General features: G+C 72.7%; 16 protein-coding genes. 5 read left to right on the forward strand and 11 right to left on the reverse strand.

Annotation, left to right across the window (positions count from 1 at the left end; all coding sequences use genetic code 11):
• On the reverse strand, positions 1-1,530 hold the full coding sequence (purF, locus tag ACQ1X7_RS08285; protein ID WP_432477690.1) for an amidophosphoribosyltransferase: 1,530 nt from the start codon (positions 1,528-1,530) through the stop codon (positions 1-3).
• Positions 1,531-1,650: 120 nt separating this feature from the next.
• Between purF and ACQ1X7_RS08290 the strand changes: the two genes are divergently transcribed.
• Positions 1,651-3,459, forward strand: a complete 1,809-nt coding sequence (locus ACQ1X7_RS08290; protein ID WP_432477691.1) for a sensor histidine kinase — start codon at positions 1,651-1,653, stop codon at positions 3,457-3,459.
• A 6-nt stretch (positions 3,460-3,465) separates the two neighbouring features.
• Here the strand turns inward: ACQ1X7_RS08290 and ACQ1X7_RS08295 are convergent, their stop codons facing one another.
• Positions 3,466-4,071 (reverse strand): TetR/AcrR family transcriptional regulator, encoded by a 606-nt coding sequence (locus ACQ1X7_RS08295; RefSeq protein WP_432477692.1) that lies wholly within the window; start codon positions 4,069-4,071, stop codon positions 3,466-3,468.
• A gap of 58 nt (positions 4,072-4,129) precedes the next feature.
• On the opposite strand from ACQ1X7_RS08295, the gene ACQ1X7_RS08300 reads away from it, so the two are divergent.
• Entirely contained in the window at positions 4,130-4,366 is a 237-nt protein-coding gene (locus tag ACQ1X7_RS08300; protein ID WP_432477693.1) for a glutaredoxin family protein, read from the forward strand.
• Between the two features lie 108 nt (positions 4,367-4,474).
• On the opposite strand, the gene ACQ1X7_RS08305 is transcribed toward ACQ1X7_RS08300, so the two are convergent.
• Positions 4,475-5,827 carry a dipeptidase gene (locus ACQ1X7_RS08305; protein ID WP_432477694.1) on the reverse strand — a complete coding sequence of 451 codons (1,353 nt, stop codon included), beginning with the start codon at positions 5,825-5,827 and terminating at the stop codon, positions 4,475-4,477.
• Positions 5,828-5,935: 108 nt separating this feature from the next.
• On the opposite strand from ACQ1X7_RS08305, the gene rocD reads away from it, so the two are divergent.
• Positions 5,936-7,162 carry an ornithine--oxo-acid transaminase gene (rocD, locus tag ACQ1X7_RS08310; protein ID WP_432477695.1) on the forward strand — a complete coding sequence of 409 codons (1,227 nt, stop codon included), beginning with the start codon at positions 5,936-5,938 and terminating at the stop codon, positions 7,160-7,162.
• 7 nt (positions 7,163-7,169) lie between these two features.
• On the opposite strand, the gene ACQ1X7_RS08315 is transcribed toward rocD, so the two are convergent.
• Positions 7,170-8,075 (reverse strand): 2-hydroxyacid dehydrogenase, encoded by a 906-nt coding sequence (locus tag ACQ1X7_RS08315; RefSeq protein WP_432477696.1) that lies wholly within the window; start codon positions 8,073-8,075, stop codon positions 7,170-7,172.
• Positions 8,072-8,428 (reverse strand): sterol carrier family protein, encoded by a 357-nt coding sequence (locus ACQ1X7_RS08320; protein WP_432477697.1) that lies wholly within the window; start codon positions 8,426-8,428, stop codon positions 8,072-8,074. The genes ACQ1X7_RS08315 and ACQ1X7_RS08320 overlap by 4 nt, the downstream gene beginning before the upstream one ends.
• 144 nt (positions 8,429-8,572) lie before the next feature.
• Between ACQ1X7_RS08320 and ACQ1X7_RS08325 the strand changes: the two genes are divergently transcribed.
• Positions 8,573-10,201, forward strand: a complete 1,629-nt coding sequence (locus ACQ1X7_RS08325; protein ID WP_432477698.1) for a M28 family metallopeptidase — start codon at positions 8,573-8,575, stop codon at positions 10,199-10,201.
• Between the two features lie 9 nt (positions 10,202-10,210).
• Here ACQ1X7_RS08325 and ACQ1X7_RS08330 read toward each other — a convergent pair whose 3' ends face one another.
• Both ACQ1X7_RS08330 and purL read right to left on the reverse strand, forming a co-directional pair.
• Positions 10,211-11,044, reverse strand: coding sequence for an alpha/beta hydrolase family protein (locus tag ACQ1X7_RS08330; RefSeq protein ID WP_432477699.1), 834 nt, complete (start codon positions 11,042-11,044; stop codon positions 10,211-10,213).
• Positions 11,045-11,054: 10 nt separating this feature from the next.
• Positions 11,055-13,325: a phosphoribosylformylglycinamidine synthase subunit PurL gene (purL, locus tag ACQ1X7_RS08335; RefSeq protein WP_432477700.1), complete on the reverse strand. Its 2,271-nt coding sequence runs from the start codon at positions 13,323-13,325 to the stop codon at positions 11,055-11,057.
• 156 nt (positions 13,326-13,481) lie between these two features.
• Between purL and ACQ1X7_RS08340 the strand changes: the two genes are divergently transcribed.
• Positions 13,482-14,822, forward strand: a complete 1,341-nt coding sequence (locus ACQ1X7_RS08340) for a glycoside hydrolase domain-containing protein (RefSeq protein WP_432477701.1) — start codon at positions 13,482-13,484, stop codon at positions 14,820-14,822.
• A gap of 90 nt (positions 14,823-14,912) precedes the next feature.
• Here the strand turns inward: ACQ1X7_RS08340 and purQ are convergent, their stop codons facing one another.
• The 4 genes from purQ to ACQ1X7_RS08360 all read right to left on the reverse strand — a co-directional run bounded on the left by purQ (position 14,913) and on the right by ACQ1X7_RS08360 (position 17,682).
• Positions 14,913-15,581: a phosphoribosylformylglycinamidine synthase subunit PurQ gene (gene purQ, locus ACQ1X7_RS08345; protein ID WP_432477702.1), complete on the reverse strand. Its 669-nt coding sequence runs from the start codon at positions 15,579-15,581 to the stop codon at positions 14,913-14,915.
• Positions 15,578-15,832, reverse strand: a complete 255-nt coding sequence (gene purS, locus ACQ1X7_RS08350; protein WP_432477703.1) for a phosphoribosylformylglycinamidine synthase subunit PurS — start codon at positions 15,830-15,832, stop codon at positions 15,578-15,580. Before purS ends, purQ begins: the two co-directional genes overlap by 4 nt.
• 102 nt (positions 15,833-15,934) lie before the next feature.
• Positions 15,935-16,123: a hypothetical protein gene (locus ACQ1X7_RS08355; protein WP_432477704.1), complete on the reverse strand. Its 189-nt coding sequence runs from the start codon at positions 16,121-16,123 to the stop codon at positions 15,935-15,937.
• Positions 16,123-17,682, reverse strand: coding sequence for a long-chain-fatty-acid--CoA ligase (locus ACQ1X7_RS08360; protein ID WP_432477705.1), 1,560 nt, complete (start codon positions 17,680-17,682; stop codon positions 16,123-16,125). Before ACQ1X7_RS08360 ends, ACQ1X7_RS08355 begins: the two co-directional genes overlap by 1 nt.
• Between the last annotated feature and the right edge of the window lie 3 nt (positions 17,683-17,685).

The raw sequence follows: 17,685 nt of genomic DNA on the forward strand, positions 1-17,685 counted from the left end.
TCAGGGGTTGTTGAGCACCGGCAGCGCCTCGGTCGTCAGTGACGACTCGAGGAGGTGCTTGCCGAGGAGCTTCTCGTCGGGCAGCGGGATGGGGTACTCGCCGGTGAAGCAGGCGCGGCACAGCCGCTCCTCCGGCTGGCCGGTCGCCTGGACCATCCCGTCGAGGGAGATGTAGCCCAGGGTGTCGGCCCCGACGCTGGCCGCGATCTCGTCGACGTCGAGCCCGTTGGCGATCAGCTCGGCCCGGGTGGCGAAGTCGATGCCGTAGAAGCACGGCCACTTCACCGGCGGGCTGGAGATCCGGACGTGGACCTCGAGGGCGCCGGCCTCGCGGAGCATCCGCACCTGCGCGCGCTGGGTGTTGCCGCGGACGATCGAGTCGTCGACCACGACGATCCGCTTGCCGCGGATCATGTGCTCGAGCGCGTTGAGCTTCAGCCGGATGCCGAGCTGGCGCAGCGACTGGCTGGGCTGGATGAACGTGCGTCCGACGTAGGCGTTCTTGACGAACCCCTGCCCGAAGGGAATGCCGCTCTCCTCGGCGTACCCCGCGGCCGCGGGGGTCCCGGACTCGGGCACCGGCATCACCAGGTCGGCGTCGACCGGGAACTCGCGGGCCAGTCGCCGGCCCATCTCGACCCGGGCCTCGTGCACGCTGCGGCCGCTGATCGTCGCGTCGGGACGGGCGAGGTAGACGTACTCGAACACGCAGCCCTTCTGCTGCGGCTCCGCGAACCGGTGGCTGCGCAGCCCGTTCTCGTCGATGACCACCATCTCGCCCGGCTCGACCTCGCGGACGACGCTCGCACCGATCGTGGCGAGCGCGGCGTCCTCGGACGCCACCACCCAGCCGCGCTCCAGCCGCCCGAGCACGAGTGGCCGGATGCCCTGCGGGTCGCGGGCGGCGTACAGGGTGTCCTCGTTCATCCAGACGAAGCAGAAGGCACCGCGCAGCTGGGTCAGCACCTCCAGCGCGCGCTGCTCCAGCGAGGTGTCGGGGTGGTGCGCCAGCAGGGCGGTCACCAGCCCGGTGTCGTTGGTGGACGTCTCGAGGTCGCGCGCGTGGATGTCGAGCTCGTCGCTCGCGCTCGGCAGCCGGGAGACCAGGCCCCCGAGCTCGTGGGTGTTGATCAGGTTGCCGTTGTGGCCCAGCGCGATCGAGCCGTCGGCGGTGGGCCGGAAGGTGGGCTGGGCGTTCTTCCAGATGCTCGACCCCGTCGTCGAGTAGCGGCAGTGCCCGATCGCGACGTGACCCTTGAGCGACGCCAGCGTGGTCTCGTCGAAGACCTGGGAGACCAGGCCCATGTCCTTGTAGACCAGGATCTGGCGGCCGTTGCTCACGGCGATGCCGGCCGACTCCTGGCCCCGGTGCTGGAGCGCGTACAGCCCGAAGTAGGTGAGCTTGGCGACGTCCTCGCCCGGCGCCCAGACGCCGAACACGCCGCAGGCGTCCTGCGGTCCGCGGTCGAGGGGGTCGAGGTCGTCGCTGAGGTGGCCGTCGCCGGGACGGTTCCAGCTGGCTCGGAGCACGGCACCACCATACAAACCGGAGCAGTTGCGGCATGATCGGGACACGAAGTGGTCTCGTCCGAGACACTGGGGCGGAGGTCCCTCCGTGGGGGAGGGGTCTACGGAGCTATCGAGGAGCTCATGACACCGGACGACGTGGCGCGCCCGGCGACGGCCATCCGTGACGCCGGGCCCGAGGAGATGTTCCGTGGCGCCCTCCAGCTGATCGCCGAGAGCGTCACGGAGCTCGTGGGCTTCCAGCTCGCCTGCATCAGCGTCGTGCGCACGTCCCCCGACGGCACCCAGGAGCTCGAGGTCATCGCCGACGCCGGTGACGACCTCACCGGCGAGATCATCATCGGGCGCCGTACGCCGCTCAAGAGCCTGCTGCTCGAGATCGAGAAGGCCGAGGTGTGGGGCCAGTTCCGGTTCCTGCCCCACGAGCTCCTCGAGACCCAGGAGGTCGGCGAGGAGTACGGCTGGGCCGTCCCCGACATCGAGCCGATCGACGCCCCCGACGCCTGGCACCCGCTCGACCTGCTCGTCGCGCTGCTGCACGACGACCAGGGGACGCTGCGTGGGACGCTGGCGATCGACCTCCCCGACGACGGCCGCCGCCCCGGACCCGAGCAGCGGCGGCTGCTGGAGCGGTTCGCCGCCCAGGCCGGCCGGGCGGTGGTGACCGCGCTGGAGCGGGAGGAGCTCGCCGAGCAGGTCCGGCTGGCCGAGACCGCCCGGACGATCGTCCGCCAGGCCAACGCCCAGGAGGGACTCGACCGGATCCTGCAGGACTGCCAGCAGGGCCTGGTGGAGGGCTTCCGGTCCCGGGGCTCCTGGATCCAGACCTTCGACGAGGACGGCGCCGGCACCGGGGCGATCCACTCCTCGGCCGGGATCGACGTCCGGCTCCCCGACGGGCTGGTCGGGCTCGCCGAGCGTGCCGCGCGCCGGGCCTGGGCCGACCAGAGCGTCGTCGTCGTGACCGGCGACCGACCGGCGCACGACGTCCTCGCCGAGGACGACCACCGCAGGATCGTCGCGTTCCTCGACGCCATCGGCGTCGGCTCGCTGCTCTTCGTGCCCCTCGGGGCCGGGTCGGAGTGCCTCGGCAACCTCGTGCTGACCCGGGCCGACGGCGACCCCGAGTGGTCCGAGCTCGACCGTACGGCGGCCCTCGACATCGGCCACGACCTCGGGCGGGTGGTGCTGAACGCGCGGAACTTCGAGCGCGAGCACCAGCTGGTCGTCGAGCTGCGGGCCCTCGACGCCTACAAGGGACAGCTCATCGGGACGGTGTCCCACGAGCTCAAGAACCCGCTCGCAGCGGTCAGCGGCTACCTCGAGATGCTCCAGTCCTCGCCCGAGCTGGGCCCCGGCTCCCGTTCGGCCGTCGAGGCGATGTCCCGTGGAGCCACCCGGCTGGGCCGGGTCGTCGACGACCTGCTGCTGCTCTCGAAGGTGGGCGACCCGAGCCACGCCATCATCCCCGCGCCGGTCGACCTGGTGCCGCTCGTGGCCGAGGTGGTCGACCTGATCGACGTCCAGGCGCGGCAGAAGGGCATCCCGATCACGACCGAGGTGTCGGGTGGCTGGTTGGTGGCCCACGGCGACGCCTGGGAGATCGACCGGGTCGTGACCAACCTGCTGAGCAACGCGGTCAAGTACACCGCCCCCGGCGGCTCCGTCGGCGTACGCCTCTGGCGCGACGACGAGGGCGTCCACGTCACGGTCAGCGACGAGGGTCTCGGCATCTCCGCCGACGACCAGGAGCACCTGTTCGACGAGTTCTTCCGCTCCACCAACCCCGAGGCGGTCCGCGAGCCCGGGACCGGTCTGGGCCTGGCGATCGTCAGGCGGATCGTCGACCGGCACGACGGCCGGATCAGGGTCGACTCCGAGGTCGGGCGGGGCAGCGTGTTCACCGTGACGCTGCCGGCCCCGCCGGCCTGAGCGCGGTCAGCGGAGCAGCTGGCTCACGAGGAGGTCGCCGAGCCAGGACTCGTAGCGCGCCGGGGTCCATCCCCGCTCGTTGACGAGCAGGCGGTAGGCCTCGATGTTCATCAGCGCCAGCGTGACGTCGAGGGCGCGCCGGACGGTCACGCCCGGCGCGAGATCGTCCTTCACGGTGAGCAGCAGCCTGCGGACCTCGCCCTCGCGAGCGGCCAGGACGCGGCGCAGCGTCCGGGCCATCCCGGCGTCGGCGCGGCCGGCCTCCTGGTAGATGCCGATCACGTCCCAGCCGACCTCCAGCTGGCGCCGGTTGATCGTGGCCAGCAGGCGCACCCGGTCGGCGGCCTCCGGCGCTTCGTGCGACCGCTCGGCCAGGGTTGCGGTGTCGGCGTCCACCATCCACTGGGCCGTGATCCGCTCGAGGATCCGCGCCTTGCTCCCGAGGGCCGAGTAGATCGTCTGCTCGGGGATCCCGGCCTCCTCGGAGATCGCGGCGACCGTCGTCGCGAGGTAGCCACGCTCGGCGAACAGCCGGCGCGCGGTCCGGGCCACCTGCGCCTTGGTCTCCTCGGCCTGGCGCTGTCGATGACCGATCGGGGTCTTGACAGTCACTCGAGCAAGGTAGCACTCTGCTCGTCATAGTTTCACTATGCCGAAAGGGATGAGTGCCATGGCTGCACCCGTGCTCTACTACAAGCCCGGCTGCCCCTTCGGCATCCGGCTGCGCACGGCGCTCACGATGCGGCGCATCCCCCACACCTCCGTCCGGTTCCGCGAGGACGAGGAGGGCGCGGCGCAGGTGCGCGCCGTCAACGGCGGTCTGGAGATCTCGCCCACCGTGCACGTCAACGGACGCTGGCTCACCAACCCGCGCTGGGACGAGGTGCGGCGCGCCATGGCGGCCTGAGGGCGGGCACATCCGCTCCGCAACCCAGCCGGATCGACTCCGGGTCTGCCTCGGTGTCGGCGTAGGCCTTGCGCGTACCTCAGGGGCCGGCGTCACCGGGCCTGTGGGCTACTCCGCCCCGAGTCCGGCCAGCAGCAGGGCCTCCGCCAGGACGACGCGCTCGAACTCCGCGAGGTGCAGCCCCTCGTTGGCGCCGTGGGCGCGGGTGTCGGGGTCCTCGACGCCGGTGACCAGGACCGACGCCTCGGGGAAGGCCTCCAGGAACTCGGCGATGAAGGGGATCGAGCCACCGACACCCATGTCGACCGGCTCGGTGCCGTCCCAGGCCTCGGCGAAGGCGCGCCGCGCCGCGTCGTACGCCGGGCCGGAGGCGTCGATCCGGGTGGCCTCGCCGGTGTCGACGACGGTGAACGTCAGGTCGGCTCCCCACGGGACGTGCTGCTCGCAGTGCCGGCGCAGGCACTCGACCGCGTTGGCCGTGGTGTCGCCGGGAGCGATCCGCAGGCTGAGCTTGGCCCGCGCGGCGGCGACCAGGGTGTTGCTGGCGCCGTCGACCTGGGGAGCGTCGAGGCCGGTGACCGTCAGGGCAGGTCGGGTCCAGAGCCGCTCGACGGCCGAGCCGTCGCCCACCCAGTGCACGCCGGGGAGCGCCCCTGACTCCGCGCGCAGCCGCTCCTCGGGGTAGACGACGTCGGCCGCGGGGCCGTGGTGGAGCCCCGCGACGGCCACGTTGCCGGCGTCGTCGTGGAGGCTGGTCAGCAACCGGCTCAGCGCCATCAGCGCGTCGGGGACCAGGCCGCCCCACATGCCGGAGTGGACGGCGTGGGTGAGGGTGCGGACCTCGACGTCGGCCCGCACCAGCCCGCGCAGGCTGGTGGTGAGGGCCGGGACGCCGATGTCCCAGTTGCCGGAGTCGGCGATCACGATCACGTCGGCGGCGAGGCGCTCGTGGTGCTCCTTCAGCAGGTCGACGAGGGTGTCGGAGCCGACCTCCTCCTCCCCCTCGATGAACAGGGTGACGCCGACCGGCAGGTCGTCGCCGAAGACCCGCAGCGCCGCGAGGTGGGCGACGATGCCCGCCTTGTCGTCGGCGGCGCCGCGGCCGTACAGCCGGCCGTCGCGCTCGGTGGGCTCGAACGGCGGGGAGTCCCACTCGGCGTGGTCGTTCTCGGGCTGGACGTCGTGGTGGGCGTAGAGCAGCACGGTGGGCGACCGGGCGGGCCCGGGCTTGTGGGCGATCACGGCCGGGGCGCCGCCCGAGGCGGTCACCACCTCGGTCCGGCAGCCCTCGGCCTCGAAGAGGGCGCGCACCGCCTCCGCGCTGCGCTGCACCTCCCCCGACCGGGCCGGGTCGGCGCTCACCGACTCGATCCGGACCAGGTCCTCGAGGTCGCGTCGGATGCCGGGCAGCACCTCGGCCACCCGGGTGCGGAGCTGGTCGGAGGAGGGGGGGTGCGCCATGGCCGCCAACGTATCGGTCGGCCCCGGGACACGGCCGGTCGGGCAGGCGCCGGAGCCGGTCCGGCCGCAGTTGTGGCCGATCCGCCACTCGTGCCTCATCATGGCCACATGACCGACCAGATCACCCGCAGCCAGAACGCCACCGCGGCGCACATCGAGCTCACCGAGGGGTACGCGGCCCACAACTACCACCCGCTGCGAGTGGTGCTGACAGAGGGCCAGGGCGCCTGGGTGAGCGACGTCGAGGGGCGCCGCTACCTCGACTGCCTCGCCGGCTACTCCGCCCTCAACTTCGGCCACGGCCATCCGCAGCTGCTCAAGCGGGCCCACGAGCAGCTCGACCGGCTGACCCTGACCTCGCGGGCGTTCTACAACGACCAGCTCGGCCCGTTCGCCCGCGACCTGGCGGCGCTCACCGGCAAGGAGATGATCCTGCCGATGAACTCCGGCGCCGAGGCCGTCGAGACCGCGATCAAGGTGGCCCGCAAGTGGGGCTACCTGGTGAAGGGGGTCCACGAGGAGCGCGCCAACATCGTGGCGATGGAGGGCAACTTCCACGGCCGGACCACCACCATCGTGTCGTTCTCGACCGACTCCGTCGCCACGCAGCACTACGCGCCGTACACCCCCGGCTTCCGGCTGGTGCCGTACGGCGACATCGAGGCGCTGCGTGCCGCCGTCGACGAGGACACCGTCGCGGTGCTGCTCGAGCCGATCCAGGGCGAGGGCGGCGTGATCATCCCGCCCGACGGCTTCCTCCACGACGTCCGCACCCTGTGCAACAGCGAGAACGTGCTGATGCTGGCCGACGAGATCCAGTCCGGCCTGGCCCGCACCGGCCGCACGTTCGCCTGCGACCACGAGGACGTCGTGCCCGACATGTACATCCTCGGCAAGGCGCTCGGCGGCGGCCTCTACCCGGTCTCGGCGGTCGCGGCCAACGGCGACGTGCTCGAGGTCATCACGCCCGGCAGCCACGGCTCCACGTTCGGCGGCAACCCGTTGGCGGCCGCGATCGGCCACGAGGTCGTCAGGATCCTGCAGACCGGCGAGTACCAGTCCCGGGCCGAGAAGCTCGGCGCCCACCTCGCCGCAGGGCTGGAGCCGCTGGTCGGACAGGGCCTCGACGAGGTCCGCGTCCGCGGGCTGTGGGCCGGCATCGACATCGACCCGGAGCTGGCCACCGGCCGCGACGTCACCGAGTCGCTGCTCGACCAGGGCATCCTCGCCAAGGAGGCCCACGGCCAGACCGTCCGGCTCGCCCCGCCGCTCGTCGCGACCGAGGAGGACCTCGACCTGCTGGTGTCGGCGTTCGCGACGTTCGTCGGGCGCTGACGGCTCGCTAGCCCGGCCCGGCGATCACGTTGCGCAGCGGGTGGCCGGCGACGAGGCGCTCGAACTGCTCGCGGACCAGGGCCGACATCCGGGGCAGCATCGCGGTGGTGCCTCCGGCGACGTGCGGGGTGATCAGCACGCCGGGGGCGTCCCAGAGCGGGTGGCCGTCGGGGAGCGGCTCCGGGTCGGTCACGTCGAGCGCGAACCGCAGCCGGCCGGCCTCGGCGATCACCGCCTCGGTGTCGACGACGCCGCCGCGGGCGACGTTCACGACGACCGCACCGTCGGGCAGCGCGGCCAGCAGCTCGGTCCCGACGAAGCCGTGGGTGGCGTCGTCCAGCGGCAGCAGCACGACCACGGCGTGCTGGGCGGGCAGCAGCGCCGGCAGCTCCTCGACCGGGTGGACCGGCCCGACCAGGTCGTCGTCACGGGCCCGGGTGGCGACGGCCGTGACCCGGGCCCCGTGCGCGAGCAGCCGGTGGCCCAGCGCCCGGCCGATCGACCCGTAGCCGAGCACCAGCACGTGGGAGTCGGCCAGCGAGCGCATGCCGACCCGCAGGTCCTGCCAGCTGCCGTGGCCGCGCACCGCCTCGGGCACCCGGCGCAACACCGCCAGCAGCAGGCCCACGGCATGCTCGGCCGTCGCGTCGTCGTGGACGCCCGAGGCGTTGCACAGGGTCACGCCCTCCGGCAGCAGCTCGAGCTGTCCGTCGTACCCCGCCAGCTGGGTCTGCACCACCCGCAGCCGCGGCAGCTCGCCGAGCCGCCGGAAGGTCCGCAGGCTGCGGTAGTCGGGCACGCACACCTCGATCCCCGGGTCGGGCTCGGACCGGCCGTCCCAGACCACGGGCTCGGTCCCGGCGACCTCGCCGACGGCGTCGCGCAGCTCGGCGTCCGGGTACGAGACGATCATCGCTCCTCCTCCAGCAGCGGCAGGTACGCCGACAGGTCGGTGCGCTCGCCGGACGCGCGGACCCGTCCGGCGGCGACGGCCTCGGACCAGCGGGTCACCCCGGTGGCCAGGTCCAGCCAGGTGGCGGCATCGGTCTCCACGACCGCCGGCGGTGTGCCGCGGGTGTGGCGCACCCCCTCGACGACCTGCGCGGCGGCGTACGGGGGCACCCGGACCTCGACCGACCTCCCCGGCGCCCGCTCGGAGAGCACCGCGAGGAAGTGCTTGACCAGCAGCCGGACGTCGGCGGAGTCGCGGCGCTCGAGGGCGTGGGCCACCTCCTCGGCACCGGCGGGGCGCAGGCGGGCAGGCACACGCCGAGCCTAGAGGGGCCGGCGCGGCGACCGGGCGGGGCGTGTCTGGTCACGCTTGTGCGGGGGCGGTCCGCGACCTACATTCCTTGGCAGACAGCGAGCCCGAGGCAGGATGCCGGGCTCTGCGTCCACGGGGGGAGTCACGTGAGCAGCGACGCGACGCGAGCGCGCCTGGCCGGCGGCGCCGCCGTGCTCGGTGCCCTGGTGGTCGCGGCCGCCGGTTGCCAGGTGGAGCCCACGTCCACCGAGCCCGAACCCCGTGCGGGGTCCGAGGTGCGCGACCCCCGGAACGGCTCGGAGGCGCCCGAGTCCCGCATCCCCTCGCCGGGGGCCGAGGCCGTCGGAGGCGCCTACGAGCACGTGGTGGCGTTCGCCGAGATCGGCGCGACGCACGGCAACCGGGCCAGCGGAGAGCCCGGTTACGAGGCCTCGCGCGACTACGTGGTGTCCCGCCTCGAGCGCGCCGGCTACTGGCCGGTCGTGCAGACCTTCGAGTACCCCTACTTCCAGCCCCTCGGGGACGCCAGCGTCGAGCTGACCGACCCCGACGACGTGACCCTCGTGCAGGGCGAGGACTTCTCCCTGATGACCTACTCCGGTGCCGGGCGGGCGTCCGGCACCGTCACCGGCGTCGACCTCGCGCTGGACACGCCGGCCGCCTCCGACAGCGGGTGCGAGGCCTCGGACTTCGCCGAGTTCCCGGACGGCGACATCGCCCTCCTGCAGCGCGGCGGCTGCCCGTTCGGCCAGAAGGTGGGCCACGCGGAGGACGCCGGCGCGGTCGCGGCCATCGTCTCCAACCAGGGCGACTCGACCGACGAGGGCCGTCAGGAGCTGTTCCTCGGAGACCTGCGCGGACCGGTCGCAATCCCCGCCGTCACGGTCAGCTTCCCGACGGCGCAGGACCTGGCCCGGACGAGCCCCGACGCGACGATCGTGACCGACACCGTCTCGGAGGTGCGGACGACGTGGAACGTCCTGGCCGAGACCGAGGACGGCAGCGCCGACAACGTGGTGATGGCCGGCGCCCACCTCGACAGCGTCGAGGCAGGGCCCGGCATCAACGACAACGCGTCCGGCAGCGCCGCCCTCCTCGAGACGGCCGAGGAGCTGGCGACGGCCGACCAGCGGCCCGCGAACCGGATCAGGTTCGCCTGGTGGGGTGCCGAGGAGCTGCGGCTGCTCGGCTCGCGCTACTACGTCAACGACCTGATGGCCAACGACCCCGAGGCGTTCCGCGAGGTCGCGCTCTACCTCAACGCCGACATGGTCGCGTCCCCCAACTACATGCTCGGCGTGTACGACGGTGACCGCTCGGAGTCCGAAGGGGGTTCCGGCAGTCCTCCGCCGGGCGCCGGTGCCATCGAGGAGGCGTTCACGAGGTTCTTCGACGACCACGGCACCGGCTCGGTCCAGACCCGGCTCACCGCCAGCAGCGACCACGCGCCGTTCGTCATGCAGGGGGTTCCCGCCGGTGGCATCTTCACCGGTACCGGGGAGCCCAAGACCTCGGAGGCAGCGTCGATGTTCGGCGGCACCGCCGGCGAGCCCTACGACCCCTGCTACCACGCAGAGTGCGACGGCCTCGACAACGTGAGCCGAGAGGCGCTGGCGGCCAACACGGCGGCCCTGCTCGCGGTGGTGACGGAGCTCGGGCAGTCGACGGAGGCCGTCAACGGCGACGCCACCGGGCACGAACCGCCTGCCACGGGGCTGCGGGTCCGGGAGGACCGGGCACCGCTGGCGCCCCACTACCGGGGCAACTTCTACTGAGGCGGCTCCTCAGGCGAGGTCGCCGAGGAGGCGCAGCGTCTGCTCCCAGGCCGCCGAGGCCGGGTCGATGACCACGAAGTGGTCGCCGTCGACCTCGGTGAGCGTGGCGTCGGCACCGGCCGCGGTCGCGGCGTCGACGTACGCCCGGGACTGCTCGATCGGGACGACGACGTCGTCGGTGCCGTGCACGCACCGGACCGGGACGTCGAGCGGCACCTGCTGCGCCGGGTCGTACGCCGCGTCCTCCGGTCCCGCCGGGTGGCCGAGCAGCCGTCGGACGGCGCCGTCCCCCAGGCCCTCCCGGTCGGCCTGCACCAGGTCGAGCACGCCGGCCTGCGACACCACGCCGGTGACGGGGACCGCGGCGCCGCGGCGGCCGGCCGCCCAGGTCGCCAGGTGGCCGCCCGCGGAGTGACCGAGGGTGAGGACCACCGAGGTGTCCAGGCCGGCGACGTCGGCCAGGCGGTCGGTCCCGGCCGCGACGTCGTCGAAGGTCTCGGGCGTGCCACCGCCGTCGCCGACCCGGCGGTACTCCAGGTTCCAGGCCACCCAGCCCTCCTCGACCAGGCTCGCGGCGAGCGGCCGGCCGAGCGAGAGGTCGTACTCCGCCTTCCAGAAGCCGCCGTGGACCACCACGACCACCCCGCGCGGCCTGCCCGACGGACGGGTCAGCTCGGCGTACTGGCTGGGGTGGTCGCCGTAGCGCACGGTGCGGTAGTTCAGTGACAAGTGGCCCCTGTCAGGACCGCTGGAGGGGCCGTTCGTCACTGGAGTACCGCCGCAGCCGAGCGCCGACCCCGCCAGGCCGAGCGCGCCGAGGGTGAGCACCTGCCGCCGGGCCACGCGCACAGCATCAGCCCAGGGCGGCCGGCAGGGTGCCGGTCCACGCCTCGCGCAGCTCCGCCAGCGGTACGTCGAACCAGCCCTCGACCTCCAGCGTCGAGCCGCCGGTGGCGCCGATCGTGGTCGCGGGTACGCCGAGCGCCTCGGCCATCGTGAGCAGCTGCTGGAGGCCGTCCTCGGTGACGGTCACGACCGCCCGGGCCGCCGACTCCGCGAACAGCCCCACGAAGGCGTCGCCGTCGAGAGCGACCGTGGCGCCGACGTCGGCGCGCAGCACCGACTCGACCAGCGCCTGCGCCAGCCCGCCCTCGGCGAGGTCGTGGGCCGAGGTCAGCAGCCCGGACCGGCCGGCGTCCGCGAGGAGCGTGGCGAGCGCCCGCTCGGCCGGCAGGTCGACCCGCGGCGGCAGCCCGCCGAGGTGGCCGTGGACGACGTGGGCCCACTCCGAGCCGGAGAGCTCCTCCCGCGTCTCGCCGAGCAGCACGATCCGGTGGCCCGCGCCGCCGAAGCCGGTCGGCGTACGACGGGTGACGTCGTCAATCACCCCGAGCACCGCCACGACCGGCGTCGGCAGGATCGCGGTGTCGCCGGTCTGGTTGTAGAGGCTGACGTTGCCGCCGGTGACCGGGATGCCGAGCTCGGCGCAGGCGTCCTTGAGCCCGCGGCACGCCTCGGCGAACTGCCACATCACCCCCGGGTCCTCGGGCGAGCCGAAGTTGAGGCAGTCCGAGACCGCGAGCGGCCGGGCTCCCCCGGTCGCCACGTTGCGGTAGCTCTCCAGCAGCGCGAGCTGGGCGCCGGCGTACGGGTCGAGCAGGGCGAACCGGCCGTTGCAGTCGGTCGACACCGCCACCCCGAGGCCGGTCTCCTCGTCGACCCGCACCATGCCGGCGTCGCTGGGCTGGGCGAGCACCGTGTTGCCGCGGACATAGCGGTCGTACTGGTCGGTGATCCACGACTTGTCGCACAGGTTGGGGCTGGCCGCCAGCCGCAGCAGGGTCTCGCGCAGCCCGGCCCCGTCGTCGGGCCGGGGCAGGTCCTCGGCCCAGTCGGCCTGCAGGGCGTCCTGGGACTCCGGTCGCTCGAACGGGCGGTGGTACGTCGGCCCGTCGTGCGCGACCGACCGGGGCGGGACGTCCACGACCCGCTCGCCGTGCCAGTCGATCCGCAGCCGACCGGTGTCGGTCACCTCGCCGATGTCGGTCGCCTCGACGTCCCACTTCGCGCAGATCTCCAGGAACCGCGGGACGTCGTCGGGCTCGACGACCGCCATCATCCGCTCCTGGGACTCGCTCATCAGGATCTCCTCGGGGGCGAGCGTCGAGTCGCGGAGCGGGACCAGGTCGAGGTCGACGTGCATGCCGCCGTCGCCGGCGCTGGCGAGCTCGGAGGTGGCGCACGACAGGCCGGCGCCGCCGAGGTCCTGGATGCCGGTGACCACGCCGGCCGCGAACAGCTCGAGGGTGCACTCGATGAGCAGCTTCTCCATGAACGGGTCGCCGACCTGGACGCTGGGCCGCTTGGCCGGGCCCCCGGCGCCGGAGGCGCCCTCCGCTGCCGCCTCGAAGGTCTCGCTGGCCAGCACGCTCACGCCCCCGATGCCGTCGCCGCCGGTGCGGGCGCCGTACAGCAGCACCCGGTTGCCGGTGCCGGCCGCCTTGGCGAGGTGGAGGTCCTCGTGGCGCAGCACGCCGACACACAGCGCGTTGACCAGCGGGTTGCCGAGGTAGGTCTCGTCGAAGACCGCCTCGCCGCCGATGTTGGGCAGGCCCAGGCAGTTGCCGTAGCCACCCACACCGGCGACGATCCCGGGCAGCACCCGGTGGGTGTCGTCGGCGTCCAGGGGCCCGAACCGGAGCGGGTCCATGACCGCGACCGGCCGCGCGCCCATGGCGAGGATGTCGCGGACGATGCCGCCTACCCCGGTGGCCGCGCCCTGGTACGGCTCGACGTACGACGGGTGGTTGTGGCTCTCGACCTTGAAGGTGACGGCGTAGCCCTGGCCGATGTCGATGACGCCGGCGTTCTCGCCGATGCCGGCCAGCATCTTGCCGACCGGGGTCTCCTGCGGGATCTCCGAGAACTGCTTCAGGTGGACCTTGGAGCTCTTGTAGGAGCAGTGCTCGCTCCACATGACCGAGTACATCGCCAGCTCGCTGCTGGTCGGGCGCCGGGCGAGGATCTCGCGGATCCGCTGGTACTCGTCGGCCTTGAGCCCGAGCTCCCCCCACGGCTGCTCGTGGTCGGCGTCCTGGGCGGCGTTCGCGACGGTGTCGAGCACGCGCGTCAATCTACCGGTGGTGGTCGCCGACGTCGGCGTACGGTCCGTCCCGCGGCGGCGCGCGAACTACTGCGTTGTAGTTCTCCAGAACCTCTGTGACGGGTGTGACTGATGGGTTTACGGTGTCGTGTCTTCCCCGAACCGCTGGAGCCTCCGATGACCCCGCACCGCCGACTCCGCCGTACGCTCGCCGCCGCCGTGGTGGCCGCCGCCACCGTCGCCGCGACCCTGTCCACCGCCGTCCCGGCCGAGGCCGCCAACCCGGTGACGCCCGGCAACTTCACGGGCCACGGGTTCGACCAGTGCCTCGCCCCGAGCCAGCGCGCGATGGACACCTGGCTGAAGCACTCGCCGTTCCTGGCCGTCGGCATCTACATCGCCGGCGACAGCCGCGGCTGCCGCAACCAGCCGAACCTCACCCCGACGTGGATCAGCACCCAGCTCCGCAAGGGCTGGCGGCTGCTGCCGATCACGCTCGGACCCCAGGCGTCCTGCCACCCGAGCTTCCCCCGGTACCGGGACGACCGCACGATCAATCCGCGTCCGGGCGCGAACGGGAACTACGCCAAGGCCCGCAAGCAGGCCCGGTACTGGGCCGGCCAGACGGTGCGGACGGCGCAGCGGCTCGGCATCGTCAAGCGCAGCACCCTCTGGTACGACCTCGAGGGCTTCGACCTCACCAACACCCGCTGCCGCGAGTCCGCGCTGGCGTTCCTGTCCGCCTGGACGACCAGGCTGCACGCCCTCGACTACGTCTCCGGCGTCTACTCCAGCGCCGGCTCCGGCATCAAGATGCTCGACAACGTGCGGGTCAACCGGCCCGACGCCTTCACCCTCCCCGACCGGATCTGGATCGCCCGCTGGGACGGTCGTGCCAACACCCGGACCGACTACATCCGCGACGACGGCTGGCTGCCTGGCGGCCGGATGAAGCAGTACCGCGGCGGGCACACCGAGACCTGGGGCGGGGTCACCATCAACATCGACAGCAACTGGCTCGACCTCGGCAAGGGGTCGTGGGCAGCGCGCGTCGAGCACTGCGGCAGCACCCGGGTCGACTTCCGCAACTACGCGGCGATCGAACCCGGCAGCGCGCTCGGCGGCCGGGTCTCGGCCCTGCAGTGCTTCCTGAAGGAGTCCGGCGAGTACGGCGGCGCGGTCAACGGCTCGTACAACAACCGGACCCGCGCCGCGGCCGCGCGCTGGCAGCGGGCCCACGGCTACTCCGCCAGCACCACCTGGAGCCGCCGGCACTGGATGGGCCTCACCGCCACCGGCTCGCGCCCGGTCCTCAAGCTCGGGTCGGCCGGCGAGCCGGTCCGCCGCGTGCAGCGGGCGCTCAACGCCGCCTCGGGGTCGGCGGGGCTGAAGGTGACGGGCGTCTTCAACGCCGCGACCGCGTCGGCGCTGAGGAAGTGGCAGGGCCGGGTCGACCACCGCACGTCGGGCATCGTCACCGCGAAGTCGTGGAAGGCGCTGCGCAAGGGCCGCCGCTGAGGTTCGTGTGCGAGTCTGGAGGTTCGTGACGGTTGCTTCCGGCACAAGCCTCCGGTTTCCCCGGCCGGCCGGGGAAACCGCCCACCCCCCTCAGCCGAACGCGCCGACCGCGAGGGAGGTGAAGAAGCCCAGGCCGTCGGTGCCGGAGCCGGTGAGGTCCTCGACGGCGTGCTCGGGATGGGGCATCAGGCCGACGACGTTGCCGCGCTCGTTGGTGACGCCGGCGATGTCGCGCAGGGAGCCGTTGGGGTTGTCGTCGAGGTAGCGCGCCACCACCCGGCCCTCGCCCTCCAGCCGGTCGAGGGTGGGCTCGTCGGCGACGTAGCCGCCCTCGCCGTTCTTGAGCACGATGGTGATCTCGGCGCCGGCCTGGTAGCCCGACGTCCAGGCGGTGCGGTTGTTCTCGATCCGCAGCCGCTGGTCGCGGCACACGAACTTCCGGTGGTCGTTGCGGATCAGCGCGCCGGGCAGCAGGTGCGACTCGCACAGGATCTGGAACCCGTTGCAGATCCCGAGCACGGGCAGGCCGCGGCCCGCCGCCCCCACCACCTCGGCCATCACCGGCGAGAACCGGCTGATCGCACCGCAGCGCAGGTAGTCGCCGTACGAGAAGCCGCCCGGCAGCACCACGGCGTCGACCCCGCGCAGGTCGTGGTCGCCGTGCCAGAGCGGTACGGCGTCGTGGCCGCCGATCCGCACGGCGCGCTGGGCGTCGGCGTCGTCGAGGGACCCGGGGAAGGTGACGACCCCGACCCTCATGCCCGGTCGCCCTCGACGCGCACCGTGAAGTTCTCGATCACCGGGTTGGAGAGCAGCGTCTCGGCCATCTTCCGCACCTCGGCGAGCACCTCGTCGGTGGCCTCGCCCTCGACCTCGAGCTCGAAGCGCTTGCCCTGGCGGACGTCGGAGACGCCCGTGAAGCCGAGCCGTGGCAGCGCTCCGTGGACCGCCTTGCCCTGCGGGTCGAGGATCTCGGGCTTGGGCATGACGTCGACGACGACACGGGCCACGGCGGCGCTCCTTGCGGCGGGGGTCCTGGGGCGCTCGGAGTCTATCCGCGCCGGACGGCCGGGCTCGCCGGGGCACACGGTCCGGGACGGCGGCCGCCGCCCTCACTCCCGTCTCTGCACCCCGACGATGACCAGTGCGACCCCGAGCCCGGCGACGACCGGGCCGATGATCGCCCACGTGGTGGAGCCGGACATCACGCTGCCACCGATGTAGCCGAGGCCCTGGAAGGTCCACAGCCCGCCGACCAGCAGCATCACCACGCCGACGACGACGGCGAGGTTCCGGCCCATCAGGAGAGCTCGCGCTTGAGGATCTTGCCGGTGGCGGTCATCGGCAGCTCGTCGACGAACTGCACGATGCGCGGGTACTTGTGGCCCGCCATCTCCTCCCTCGCCCACGCGACCAGGTCGTCCTCGGTCACGTCGTCGTGGTCCTTCTCCCGGATCACGACGGCCTTGACCTCCTCGCCGTGGCTCTCGTGGGGGACGCCGATGACGGCGGCCAGCGAGACGGCCGGGTGGGTCATCAGCACCTCCTCGACCTCGCGCGGGTACACGTTGTACCCGCCCCGGATGATCATGTCCTTGGACCGGTCGACGATGTAGTAGAAGCCGTCGTCGTCCTTGCGGGCGAGGTCACCGGAGCGGAACCAGCCGTCGTGGATGGCCTCGGCGGTGGCGTCGGGCCGGTCGTAGTAGCCCTTCATCACGTTCGGCCCCTTGATCGCGATCTCGCCCACCTGGTCGGCGCCGGGCGCGATGTCGGACCAGTCCTCGCCGATCAGCTTCATCTCGACGCCCGGGATGGGGGTCCCGATCGACCCGACCCGGACCTCCTCGCCCCGCGGCGAGAAGCTGGCGACGGGGGACGTCTCCGAGAGCCCGTAGCCCTCGAGGATGGTGACGCCGAAGCGACGCGCGAACTCCTTGTGCACCTCGACCGGCAGCGCGGAGCCGCCTGCGGCGGCGATCCGCAGGTCGGCCGCCAGCTGCTTGACGTCGACCTCGGACTCCTCGAGCGCGCCGAGCAGGCCCCAGTACATGGTGGGCACGCCCGCGAAGAACGTCACCCGCTCCTTGGCCATGGTCCGGAGCGCGGGCCCGGCCTCGAAGCGAGGCAGCATCACCACGGTGCCGCCGTACGCGAAGCCGCCGTTCATGATCACCGTCTGGCCGAAGGAGTGGAACAGCGGGAGCACGCACAGGTAGGTGTCCGGGTGGTCCGCGTCGGCGCCGAACAGGGCCTCACCGGTGAGGGCGTTGGAGTGCATGTTGCGGTGGCGCAGCTCGGCGCCCTTTGGCTGGCCGGTCGTCCCGGAGGTGTAGAGGATGACGGCGGTGTCGTCGTCGTCCGTGGCGACTGTCTCGAACGTCGGCGGCTGGTCCTTCATCGACCGGCCGAGCGTCTCCACCCCCTCGATGGGCGACTCCGCCGCCGGGTCGACGGTGATCAGGAAGAAGTCCTCACAGCCGTCGGTCTGCTCGAACCCCTGGTGGCCGGCCTGGCCGATGGGCAGCTCGGCCGTGCCCTCGAAGCAGAAGTAGGCCTTCGCGTCGGAGTCGGCCAGGTGGTAGGCGACCTCGCGTCCCTTCAGGAGCACGTTGAGCGGTACGACGGTCGCGCCGGCCTTGAGGATGCCGTAGTAGACGATCGGGAAGTACGGCAGGTTCGGGCAGCTCAGGGCGACCTTGTCACCGGGCTGGATGCCGCGCGAGACGAGCAGGTTGGCGACCTGGTTGGCGGCGCCGTTCACCTCTGTGTAGGTGAGCCGGACGTCGCCCAGGACGACCGCCTCGCGGTCGCCGTACCGAGAGGCGGAGTCTTCGAGGAGCGAGGCGAGGTTCAGCATGAC

This window comes from Nocardioides sp. GXQ0305 (genome assembly GCF_050880345.1).
Taxonomy (GTDB): Bacteria; Actinomycetota; Actinomycetes; order Propionibacteriales; family Nocardioidaceae; genus Nocardioides.